General features: G+C 57.5%; 11 protein-coding genes. 3 read left to right on the top strand and 8 right to left on the bottom strand.

Translation table 11 applies throughout. The features are described 5' to 3' along the window. The 5 genes from IT585_09345 to IT585_09325 form a co-directional block, all read right to left on the bottom strand. Positions 1–410: hypothetical protein (locus tag IT585_09345; GenBank protein MCC6963442.1), on the bottom strand; the 410-nt coding region annotated here is incomplete at its 3' end. Between the two features lie 121 nt (positions 411–531). Beyond that, positions 532–1,152 carry a hypothetical protein gene (locus tag IT585_09340; protein MCC6963441.1) on the bottom strand — a complete coding sequence of 207 codons (621 nt, stop codon included), beginning with the start codon at positions 1,150–1,152 and terminating at the stop codon, positions 532–534. A 385-nt stretch (positions 1,153–1,537) separates the two neighbouring features. Continuing rightward, entirely contained in the window at positions 1,538–1,684 is a 147-nt protein-coding gene (locus IT585_09335) for a hypothetical protein (GenBank protein ID MCC6963440.1), read from the bottom strand. Positions 1,685–1,787: 103 nt separating this feature from the next. After that, positions 1,788–2,975 (bottom strand): MFS transporter, encoded by a 1,188-nt coding sequence (locus IT585_09330; GenBank protein MCC6963439.1) that lies wholly within the window; start codon positions 2,973–2,975, stop codon positions 1,788–1,790. Positions 2,976–3,040: 65 nt separating this feature from the next. After that, positions 3,041–3,934 (bottom strand): nuclear transport factor 2 family protein, encoded by an 894-nt coding sequence (locus IT585_09325; protein MCC6963438.1) that lies wholly within the window; start codon positions 3,932–3,934, stop codon positions 3,041–3,043. Between the two features lie 212 nt (positions 3,935–4,146). On the opposite strand from IT585_09325, the gene IT585_09320 reads away from it, so the two are divergent. The 3 genes from IT585_09320 to IT585_09310 all read left to right on the top strand — a co-directional run bounded on the left by IT585_09320 (position 4,147) and on the right by IT585_09310 (position 6,991). Then, a complete protein-coding gene (locus IT585_09320) occupies positions 4,147–4,503 on the top strand; it encodes a hypothetical protein (protein MCC6963437.1) in 357 nt (118 codons plus the stop codon). A gap of 129 nt (positions 4,504–4,632) precedes the next feature. Further along, positions 4,633–5,001, top strand: a complete 369-nt coding sequence (locus IT585_09315; protein MCC6963436.1) for a VOC family protein — start codon at positions 4,633–4,635, stop codon at positions 4,999–5,001. Positions 5,002–5,227: 226 nt separating this feature from the next. Next, on the top strand, positions 5,228–6,991 hold the full coding sequence (locus IT585_09310) for an ABC transporter ATP-binding protein (protein MCC6963435.1): 1,764 nt from the start codon (positions 5,228–5,230) through the stop codon (positions 6,989–6,991). A gap of 11 nt (positions 6,992–7,002) precedes the next feature. Here IT585_09310 and IT585_09305 read toward each other — a convergent pair whose 3' ends face one another. From IT585_09305 to IT585_09295, 3 genes are all read right to left on the bottom strand, one after another. Beyond that, positions 7,003–8,292 (bottom strand): ABC transporter permease, encoded by a 1,290-nt coding sequence (locus IT585_09305; protein MCC6963434.1) that lies wholly within the window; start codon positions 8,290–8,292, stop codon positions 7,003–7,005. Then, entirely contained in the window at positions 8,292–9,182 is an 891-nt protein-coding gene (locus IT585_09300; protein ID MCC6963433.1) for an ABC transporter ATP-binding protein, read from the bottom strand. Before IT585_09300 ends, IT585_09305 begins: the two co-directional genes overlap by 1 nt. A 115-nt stretch (positions 9,183–9,297) precedes the next feature. Continuing rightward, entirely contained in the window at positions 9,298–11,781 is a 2,484-nt protein-coding gene (locus tag IT585_09295; GenBank protein MCC6963432.1) for a Cache 3/Cache 2 fusion domain-containing protein, read from the bottom strand. Between the last annotated feature and the right edge of the window lie 44 nt (positions 11,782–11,825).

Below are 11,825 nucleotides of genomic sequence, written 5' to 3'. Positions count from 1 at the left end.
TCAACCATGTCCTGCGACCGTTTAATGTTCTCCGAGTAAGTGGGGTTGGAGAAGACTTCCTTGATCAACGCTTTGGAAGTGTCATAGAGGATCTCGGCCTTCTTGACCTCTTCCACCTGCGGGTCGCGCAGAATGTCCGGCAGATTGTCTTCGAGATAGCGCTGATAGGCGTGGCGTGATTCGTAGGCGATGTAGATCATCTCGACTTTGTTGTCACGCAGTTTGGACAGGTTCTGCTCAGTAAACGGAAGCTCCTGCGAACGATACAAGACCAGCTCCTTGCCGACGTAGACATAGATGTCGAATTGCAGGATCTTATCGACCCGAAGCGACTCGACGCGAATCGGCAGGAACGCCGGGTGGTCAAAATGGGCGTGGCGCCCGATTGGTTGACGAGTTTGGAGCGTCATTATTGAGTGATATCGTCAGATTTAGGGATCGACTTGACAAACAAAAGCCGGCAGCGGGTGATCCGCTGCCGGCTTACAGAAAGGGGAGGGCCAACAGGTAACCTACATGAGGGGACTCGTCTTAGCTGCCGTAGCTCTTGACGAGCATCATGACCGACTGCAGGGAGGCACTGATGTTAGTCAGCGCCTTGGAATAGCGCTTGAGCAGCTCGGAATACTGCCAGCGCATGGAGAAGGCCTTTTCGGGGAAGTCAAACGTATCCAGCAAGGTTTTGCGGTAAATCTCTTCAATGTAGCGCACGACGTCGTAGGTGTATTCCGGCAGGTCGCTGTCCTCGACATTACCCTTGGCGAGCTTGTCGCGATATGCTTCCACTTTCTCCAGTACCACAGTGCCAAAGCACCAGGGGGTCATGACGACGCCGAAATTATTGGCTTCGGTGTAGAAATCGTACACCGTGCGCAGCAGCGTTTCGAGAATTTTCTTGCGGGCGCACAGGTAGGAGCGCAGTTCGGTTTCGTGCGGCTTAAGTTCGGCCTCTTTGGCCTTGATATCGCCGATGTCGGCCAGAGCGCGCTGCTCGGCCCGCTCGAGGAATCCGTAGTAATCATCGAAATAGACTTTGACGTTTTCGCTGAGGGTATAGATGAAGTATCCGCCTTCGTCGCACTTAACCCGCGGTTCGACGCTCTTTTCGAATCGCTGCTTGGGGAACCCGCGTTTCATGTCTGTCGCAACCATCGTTTTATCTCCTTCCCTCTCTATCGTTCGCGAGAAAAGGATAACGCAACCACTGTGCCGATCGCGGTCGCCGCGACCTGGTCGGCGCCAGATGGTTGATCAGACTGATTACCAACAAGTTAGCGACAAGGCTAAGAATCGCCGGCACTGTCGGCGTTTTGCAGCATATGCGAAGGTTTGCAGTCGTCAGGATTCGGTATGCAATCGGCGTAATAGAAAGTCACGTGGCGGCGCAAATCGCCGCCCACTGCTATGCCGTTTCAATGATCGGAAATCCTGCCTGATGCCAGGCTGCGACGCCCCCTTCAAGGACTTGCGCGTTCAGATAACCACGCTCTAGAAACTCCGCCGCCAAACTGACGGCGCTCTCATCACCAACTCAGGCTCAGTAGAAGACGAGATTGGTACGTTTATCAAGCGACTCGAGACGGCGATTGAGCGCTTCGAGCGAGATCGCGCCGTCCAAATGCGAGAAGCGATGAACGGCTTCCGGAAATACTGACACCAGCAGGGTGTTTTCTTCGGCAAGCATGCGGCGGCGAACTTCCGCCGCGCTCACTCGTGCAGGAGTCGGATCAGTCATAGGCCTAAGGTTCAAAATTCCGCAATCGAAGGCAACAGAGAAGTCTCAGAGGTCAGGCAACTGCATGCAGTCGGCGCCCCACCAGGATCGCCAGCAGCGAGATCGCTATCGCGATATAGCCGACGTAATGGTAATTCAGCAACGCACCGGAAGCATCCTTCGCGACAATCATTCCACCAAACGCGGCGGCCACCCCGGCCGAAAGTTGCTGCGCGGCCGAGTTGATCGAAAGAAAGCTGCCGCGATTCTGCGGCGATACTGCGGAGGTCACCATGGCCACTGCCGGCACCCAACGGCCATTGGAAGTTACGAAGAAGACCGTCGTTATTGCCAGAGCTACGGGCAAGGCCGTTTGATGCAGGTTCGTAATCAGGAACACAGGAACCAGAGCCAGCAAGGCAAAGGCCGTGAACACCTGTGCCTTGCCGACGCGATCAGCGACTCGACCGATCAGCGGCGATGTGAAGACAGTAACGAAGCCGCCGAGCAAGTAAATGTAAGTCAGATCCGTCTCACGAAACCCAACATTCGCCACCATGAACGGCGAGATGAACGGAATGATGATGAAATGCCCGAGGACCAGCATCACGGTAAACCAAAGCGCCGAAAGTTGATTGCCGTTTTTGGCTACCGAGGTCAGCACGGCGACTGGACCCGGATGTTGCCGGTCGGACGCCAGGTGTTCGCGCATTGAGGGAACCGCCATGACAATCGGCACGAATAGTATCAAACCAAGACACCCCAGGAAAGTAAACGGCGCATGCCAACTGAAGCGGGTGGCAATATAGAGCCCGAACGGCACACCGAAGACCGACGCGACCGAAAACGCGGCCATTACGATCCCCATCGCCGTGGCCCGGCGCTCTTGCGGAATCACATCTCCGACAATCGACAGGATCAAGGCTGACAAGATGCCGCCAAAGGCGCCAGTAATGACGCGTGCGGAAAGCAACAGGTGATAGTTTGGCGCCAAGGCGCAGGCGAAAGTGCCGATAATGAAGCCAACAAAGGCCGTGATTAGAGCACGCTTACGGTCGAAGCGGTCAAGCAGGAACGCCGCCACAAAGCTGGCCGTGCCGGCAGAGAAAGTATAGGTCGATACCAAGGCTGAGAACTGCTGGGGCGAAATTGCGAACAGCCGCATCAACTGCGGCCCCAGCGGCATCATGATCATGAAATCGACGATGTGCGTGAAATTGATCGCGCCCAGCGTTATCAGCAGGAGTCGTTCGCGTCTCATAGTATTTAGCTTGAAACGCGATCGACGCTAAAAAGTTTCCAAGTACGGTTGAGATTTGTCGGCGGCTACTTCATCGGCAAGGCAATATCGAGCGCGATTTTCCACTCGCCGCCCGGGTTCTTCTTCCAGACGCGCAAGTAGCTATGCACGGCGCCGGAAGTCAGATCGGCATCGACCGGCCAGAGCGTGACGAAACCGTAGGTGTAACCCAGATCGCCGTTCGCGGAAACGTCCGCGAAGCGGGTGTCAACCTGCATTCTGCTCTTACCCGCTTCCGGCAGCGATTCGAGCCCCTTGCGGCCAACCAGTGGGAATCCTCCGGGGCGATATAGACGGATGTTCTCGTCGCCAAAAATCGCCAGGCCTTTGGCCAGCGAGCTCTTCGCAGTTGCATCAGAAAACGCCTTCTCCACAGCTTTCAGGCCGGCAATCAGGGTATCGTGACTATCGGCCACGGCCTTCACCGGGCTTGACAGCGTCGACAGTTGAAGCGGGGTGGCCCCCAACTGCCGGGCAATCGCATCGTGATCGATACCAAGATCGGCCAAGACTTGGTATTTGCCGTCTGCTTGGCGCTGCCAGATTGAGACAAAATGGCCGTAATAGGAGGTCGTGTCAGTGCGACTCGATCGGTATTCCCACGGCCCGGTGGAATAGCCCAAATCGCCGGAAGAGGCAATTTCGATGAACTCCGGCTGCCAGTTCAGATAAGCGGTGGTATTGGAGCGGTCACTGTACCAGCGTCTGCCGCTGATCGGTCCCGGCCGAAAAACGACCGCTTCGTCATTCAAGAATCTCAGGAACGCCACCGTCATGCCGGAATCGACTGAAGTCGCGGCGAACAGGCGTTCGGTGGCAGCCAATTGTTCAGCGGCCGACAGCGGTTTCGACGAATCAGAACCCATGGTTACTCCCGACGCCAGCAGCGCCAATATCATTGCAGTTATGATTGATTTCATGCTTCGCTCCATCGTGTGCCGACCGGCACGGTCGGGCCGGGCCGGCAACTCGGCGGTATTCTCCCAGCCACTTACAAACTCGTGGATATTGATTCCTCTAATGATACACTCGACATTCGATTCGGCAAGCACAGACTTGCTTTGCGCAACTTCGTCGCCGATATTTCGTCTTCAACAAATGATAGGGAACTTATCGTGAGCGGAGTGGCACAGTGGAACATCATATTCGTTTGTTAGGGATTCTCTTTGTGATCTGGGGGATAATCTCCCTGTGTTTCGGGCTCTTCTTGTTCGCTCTGTTCCTGGGCGGCGGGATCTTGGCCGGCAGTGACGAAGCCTTTGCCATCCTGACCATCATCGGGATTGTCGCCAGTTGCTTCTCGATCATGACCGGCATCCCGGAGTTGATCGGCGGCTGGGGCCTACTGCAGAAGCGGCAGTGGGCGCGGATCGTGGTGATCATCATGGCTGTGATCAATGTCATCAGCCCACCATTCGGCACGGCACTCGGCATCTATGCTTTCTGGGTTTTGTTCAACCCCGAGGCCAAGGCGCATCTCCAGGCATAGCGCCGACAGAAGAGCTGAGTCACATTGGGGCGAACTGCACGACTTTGCGACGAACAATCCGACGCGTCATCCGTATTTCCTCCAATAACAAAACTGCTGGACTCTGACATATCTGTCTAAGGAGGAATCATGCCGCGTGTAGTGCATTTCGAAATCCATGTCGACGACCCGGATCGGGCCGGCAAATTCTATCGCGAAGTTTTCGACTGGAGATTTCAGAAGTGGGAAGGCCCGGTCGAATATTGGCTGATAACCACCGGCGATTCAACCGAACCGGGGATCGATGGCGGTATGATGCGCCGACGCGATCCCCAGGGGAATGTCTACAACACGATTGCAGTCAACAACATCGATGCCTCCATCGCGAGCATCGAGAAGCACGGCGGGACGATCGTGGTACCCAAGATGCCGATCTCCGGTGTCGGCTGGCTGGCGTACTTCAAGGACACCGAAGGAAACATCGGCGGCGTTATGCAGACCGATCATAACGCAAAGTGATCGCAATGACATCCGTGTCTCCGCTGAGACCACTGGCGGCGCAAATGCTTGCGCGAGCACCCCTGGGGTGACGACATTACCCGCTTGACAAAATCCCCCTTAGTTAGTATTCATTTGACCGAATTGTTGATCGGTTTGTCAAGGTTCGATCATTGATGCAGTCTACATTGTCCAGCCTCGAATTCTTTTCGCTGTATTCTTTGCCCATTTTTCTGAAATTGGCTCCATGGCGATACTGACGCCGCGGGCGAAACGGCTATGGGGCTATTTGCGCCCCTACTGGAAGCTGGAACTGGCAACACTTCTGGCCACCGCGGCTACCGGCGTGCTGCAGTTGGCGCTTCCGGCGGCGCTGCAATATCTCATTGATGTGGGCATTCCCGAGATGATCGCGCACAAAGGCGAGCCGGGTTACTGGCACAGCGCTGTGTGGTTCGGGGCCGTCGTTATCGGGGTCTATGCCATCGTCTTCTTCATGAGCTGGGCCCGTGACTACCTCGGCGCGCGCGTCGGCAGCAGCATCGTTGTCGATCTGCGCGCCGAGTTGTTTGAACGGCTCGAATACTTGCCGCTGCGATTCTATCAGAAGCATCAGGTTGGAGAAATCTTGTCGCGCATGATGTCGGACGTCAGCCGCATCCAGGACGTCTTCGCCAACGTGCTGGTCAGCGCGCTGGCGAACCTGATGTTCCTGCTCGCCATCCTGAGTTATCTGCTATACACCAACTGGCTCCTGACGCTTCTGGCGCTCGCGCCGATTCCCTTGACCTGGTATCTCACCCATCGCTTCGGATTGTTGATGAACAAGGTTTCGCGGCAATTCCAGGAAACCACCGCCGAGTTGTCCGCGCGGGTCCAGGAGAGCCTGGTCGGGGTCAAGACGATCAAAGCGTTTGGCCGCGAGCAGGATGAACTGGGCCGTATGTCGGGAATCCTCGAACGCCTCAAGCGCGTGATCGTCCGCTTTACCGTGACGCAGTCGATTTCGCGGACAGCGATCATGATCCTGAGCTTCATGGGCGTAATCGTTGTGTTGAGTATCGGTTCCTATTTTATCGTCATCGGCCAGATGACTTTGGGGCGGCTGATCGCCTTCTTCTTCTTGATGGCGTGGATGATGAATCCGATTCAGATCCTGGCGTCAGCGCGCGTCGACATCCAGAGCATCATGGCGTCCGTCGATCGCGTTTTCGAGTATCTCGACCAGCCGATCGAGATCGTGGAGGCGCCGCAGTCCCTGACGCTGACTTCGCCGCGCGGTGAAGTCAGGTTTGACCGCGTGTCATTTGCCTACGACGGGCAGGGTTTTCGCCTCGAGGATTTCAATCTGAAGATCGCGGCCAAGGAGAAGCTGGCCATTGTCGGGCCTTCGGGCGGCGGCAAGAGCACGATTATCAACCTCGTTATGCGTTTCTACGATCCGCAATCCGGGACGGTCATGCTTGACGGTGTTGATTTGCGCCAGCTCTCGTTTCGCTCGCTGCGCGCGTGCGTCGCCCTGGTCGATCAAGATCCCCTGCTGTTCAACACCACCATTTTGGAAAACATCGCCTATGGCAAGCCGGGAGCTACCCGCGATGAGGTTATTGCCGCGGCCAAGGTGGCCAATGTGCACGATTTCATCAGCGGCCTGCCCGGCGGCTATGACACTGTAGTCGGCGAACGCGGCGTGACTTTGTCCGGCGGCGAGAAACAGCGCCTGTGTCTGGCGCGCGCCGTGATCCGCGATCCGGCCGTGCTGATTCTCGACGAAGCCACCTCCGCTCTCGACTCGATATCCGAACATCTGATTCAGGACGCCCTCGAAAGGATTCTCGTGAACAAGACTGCCATTATCGTCGCGCACCGATTGGCAACGGTTCAGCGAGCAGATCGCATCATCACTGTGAAAAACGGCGCGATTGTTGACGAGGGTACACACACCGAATTATTGACGCGCTCGTCGATCTATCGCGAGTTGGCCGAGAAGCAATTCGTTGGCTTAAGTTGACACGATCGGCGCTACCCGTCAGCGCGCCGCAGGATCCACACGCCGAAGAGATATCCGGCGACCCCAATGCCGCAAAGCACCGCTACCGGCGGCAGCATCTCAGCAGCACTGAAACCGCGCCAGATCGCTCCCTCGGTGGCAAGCACGCTCCACTTGACGGGGCTGAAGTTGGCGATGGCGGCCATCCAGCGCGGCATCATCATCAACGGCACCATTCCGCCGCCGATCATCGAGAAGACCAGGAACATCGCCCAGCCGGCACCGGAGACAGAGGCTTCAGTCTTGCCGAGGACGCTCATCAGCATCATCAGACCGACGAAGCAGAACGCCGAGCTGGCGATCGCCACAAGCAGTCCCAGTGGTGCAACCACCTGGACCTTGAAGATCAATACGCCGATCACCATCAGCAGGACGCAAACCGTGAAGCTGGCGAGGAAGCAAGCCAGCCCCTTGCCGGCAAGGATGTGCGCCCGTGAGATCGGTGCCAGTCGCAAACGCAAAAAGGTGCCGCGCGTCCGCTCGATAACAATCGACAGCCCAAACGCCGCCGCCGTTCCGATCAGCGCCCATTGCAGCGATTGCGGGAATGTGATCTCAAACGAGCTGCGCGGACCGACACGATTCACCGAGACGTCGGTGAACTTGACGTTCACGCCGCCGAAACCGCCGACGCTGCGTGTCGAATCGCTGGTGGAATCGGTGCGGTTGACGCTGTCGAGATTGCTGAGGAAAACGTCGAGGCTGCTGAACAAGCGGCGAAACAGTCCGCGATCAAGAGAGCTTAAGCCGGTCGCGGTATCGAGCGAACCCAGGCCGCGCTGCAGGTTCTCGCGCCAACCGTGAGTGTCGGACATCGCCGACTGCAGCATCGTGAAGTAGGCTTGGTTGATCAGTCCGTTGAGATAGCCGGCCTCGGCTTTCCGCTTCGGATCGATGCCGACGTCAATTCCCGCCGAGTCGTCACCGAACATCTGAAAGACACTGGCAGCGCGGGAACGAAATTCGACGAAGGCGACGATCTCCCCGCGCCGCACGAGCATGGCGGCCGAGTCCCGTGGCAGCGGCACGAGCTCGAGCACCTCAGCCTTCGCCAGTTGCGTGTAGAACTGCTGGGCGAGGGGCGAAGTCGTATCGGTGATGGTGGCAATCCGCATGCTGCGGGCGCCGCCGCCGCTGCCGCCGAAGATCGAGCCGAAGAAGAGAGCCATCAATAGCGGAAACGCAATCACCCAAAACAGCCCGAGCTTGTCGCGCACCAGCAGCCGCAAGTCCTTTAAGGCAAGTGTGAAGATCGCCCGCATCAGTCGCGCAACCTCCGGCCGGTCAAATTCAAGAAGACGCTCTCCAGGTCGGGGCGCTGCACGTGCAGCGTCCGAAAGGAAATGCCGCGGCTATTCAGTGCGGCGATATCCGCGAAAGGTTGATGGGATTCAAACCGCAGTTCCAATCCCTCAAGGACCCCGGGCAGCGTTACCGCTGCGTCGGGCCGCGCTTCAAGCTCGGCGATCACTACCGCACTGCCGCCATGCTTGTCAATCAGCTGCTTGACCGTGTCGAGATCAAGGATGCGGCCATGGTCGATGATCGCCACGCGATCACAAAGCCGCTGCGCTTCTTCCATGTAGTGCGTGGTGTAGATCACGGTCTTGCCATCGCTGCGCAGCGACTCGATTTTTTCGAAGATCAGATTGCGCGACTGCGGATCGACGCCAACGGTCGGTTCGTCGAAGAAAAGCACTTGCGGTTCATGAACAAGGGCACAGGCGAGGTTGAGGCGCCGTTTCATGCCGCCGGAATACTTGGCGACCAGGTCCTTGCGGCGGTCGGCCAAGCCGGCAACGTCGAGCGCATAATTGACCCGCTCCTTCAGGTGCCCGCCGTGCAGACCGTAGAGGCGGCCAAAGAAGGAGAGATTCTCCTCGGCCGTCAATTCGTCATAGATTGCCAGAGCCTGCGGGGCGTTACCGAGCTTGCGCCGCGCTGACGGCCGCGCTGGATCAAGGGTGCCATCGTACCTGATTCGCCCGCTATCGGGGTTCAGGGCGCCAACCATCATGTTGATCGTCGTTGATTTGCCCGCGCCGTTGGGGCCTAGCAAGCCGAAAATCTCGCCGGAGCGAATCTCAAAGGAAACGCTATCGACGGCGGTCAGTGTGCCGAAGCGCTTGGTCACTCCCTCCACGGAGATCATGGTTGAATAATACGCTCTTGGCGGGCAATAGTTACGACAAAGGTTGCTGGGACTGATGCGGGCGAATCGCCGGACCGGGACGAGTATCTGAACCCATCCCGGTCGGTGTTGCCCGTTACTTCGAAGACATTATGTGTGTGCCAATGCGGTTCAACAAGCGTTCGACGCTTTGGATGACTTCCCGTGACGCCGCATATGCTTTGTCATAGGCATCCTTGCATCGAACCTTGTCGCCGTTTCTCAGAGCGGCGACGGCCTGATTGCCAAACTCGTGAACGCGATGATGCGGTTCGGCGATCGCTTGGAATTCCGGCAGGCTGGCAAACTCGGCAACTTCACCCGAGTAGTACCACCGCCCGAAACGACACGAGTGATCGTCGGTGCCTTTCCATGAGGCGGGCGACAGAACGCCGTCGATGGTCTTGCGCAGGTTGTCCATGTAAGCGAGGTGATCAGATTTCGCCAGCGCGACCACGGTGGTGTTTCCGCCGGTCAGTTTGAAGCGACTCACCATCTGGTTGAGCCCTTCCGCCTGTCGACTGAGTTGTTCCGCCGCCGCGGCAGCCTGCTCAACACCGGTAGCATTCTCCTTGGTTACTTTGGCGATCGCCTCCACATTGCGGGCGATCTGCTCACTGGCGGCTGACTGTTCGGTGCTGGCGGAGGCAATCTGCTGGATCATGTCCTGCACTCGCTGGGCGTGGCCAAGAATCTGCGTCAGACTTTCGCCGGCTTTGTCCGTCAACTCGCGGCCGGCATCGACTTCCTTGATGCCCTGCTGCATCGACGCGACGGCGCCCTCGGTGTCTTTCTGGATTCCTTTGATCATGTCGGTGATTTCGCGGGTCGCGGTGCTGGTGCGCTCGGCCAATTTGCGCACTTCGTCGGCGACGACGGCAAAACCGCGTCCCTGGTCGCCGGCACGAGCGGCCTCAATTGCCGCGTTGAGAGCCAGCAGGTTGGTCTGGTCGGCGATATCGTCGATCACGCCGATGATCTCGCCGATTTTGTCGGACGACTGCGCCAGATCCTGGATCGTCTTTGCCGATTGCTGGACGACGTTCGCAATGCGATTCATTCCTTCGATCGAGCGGCCGACAACAGCCGATCCTTCATGCGCTGCGCCGGCGGCTTGCTGAGCCATGTTTGACGCTTCACCTGCATTCTTCGAAGTTTCGACGATTGTCGCGGTCATCTCCTCAACCGCGCTCGACACCTGGCTGGTCTGATCGGTCTGCTGCTGCGCACCACGTGACATCTGCTCTGACGACGAGGCGATCTCGGAAGCGGCGCTCACCAGTTGCATCGCATTATCGGTCAGTTCCTTGATCATGGCTCTCAGATTCGTCACCATCTGCTGGAATGAATGACCAAGGACATCTTTGCCCGAACGGGGTTCCACCTCGACCGTCAAGTTGTTTCGGGAGATATTCTGCGCCGCGGTGGCCATGTACTTGATATAGTCTGTCAGTTGTTCAAACGAATGTGCCAGAACGCCGATTTCGTCCTGCGACTTGACGTCCAGTCTGAAGTCAATGTCACCCTGGGAGACCTGCTCGGCTGCCGCCGCGACCTGTTTGATCGGACGGCTGATCGAGCGGCCGAACGGATAGGTCAAGGCCAGGGATCCGATGATCATAATGAAGCCGACCAGGAACAAGATGTTACGTGCCGCGCTGATCGGTGCGGTGAATTCGTCGAGGTAGCTCCCGACGCCGATGATCCAGTCCCAATCCTTGAAGTAAGCGTAGGCCACGATCTTGTCGCGCGCCTTGGTTTCGCCCAATTCCTTGTTGATCCACGGATAAACGATCCAACCGATTTCGCCGGTTCCCAGCTTCGGTGCCTTGTCGATCATTTCTTTGATGAAGTCGTAGTTGTTTATGTTCGCGCCCTCTTTGGCTGGATGAATCCGCAGTGTGCCGGTCATATCGATGGCATAGATATAACCGGTCGTACCGACTTTCTGTCCCAGGATGGCCGAGCGCAGGAGTTCCGACTGTTCCTTGCTGCCGCAGAATAGCGAGCCGATCACCTGGCCGCGCGCGTCGCGGATCGGTTCATAGGCGGTCACGTACCAATCGTCAACCACGACCGCCCGGCCGTAGAAGGCGCGGCCGTTGCGGAAGACCTCATCATATACCTGCTGTGACAACTCGGTGCCAACTGCCCGTTTGCCTTCCTTGTTCTTGACGCTGGTGGCAATCCGGATGGCCCGGTCGCCCTGCCGCATGAAAATCGTGCAGAACGAACCGGTGCGCTCGGTGATCTCGTCGACGAACTTGGTGTCGCCGTTGAGTTCACGGCCGCCGGCAATCAACCGTCCGTTTTCCAGGACGACATGGTTGTTGCTGAGGGCGTCGAAGGCCAGTCGGGCCAGGCCGAGGTCGCCGCGCACCTTGTTACTGACGTTCTGCGACTGTAATTCGCACATCGCTCGCGCCGTCGCGGTCAGATGCGCCAGATCCGATTTAGCCGCTGTGGTGAGTTGCTCCTTGCTTTGGTAACTGGAAATAGCGACGAAAATCGCGATCACAGCGATCAGCATCGCGCTGGTGATGAGCACCACCTTGCTCATGATGTTGAGTTTGATCTTCATGAACCCTCTGCCTTTCTCGGAAGATTCCCTCAGTGTACTCTTAC

The organism is Candidatus Zixiibacteriota bacterium, assembly GCA_020853795.1.
Classification (GTDB): Bacteria; Zixibacteria; MSB-5A5; order CAIYYT01; family CAIYYT01; genus JADJGC01.
Note: the sequence above shows the minus strand (reverse complement) of the source record. Positions and strands in the feature narration are given on the sequence as shown.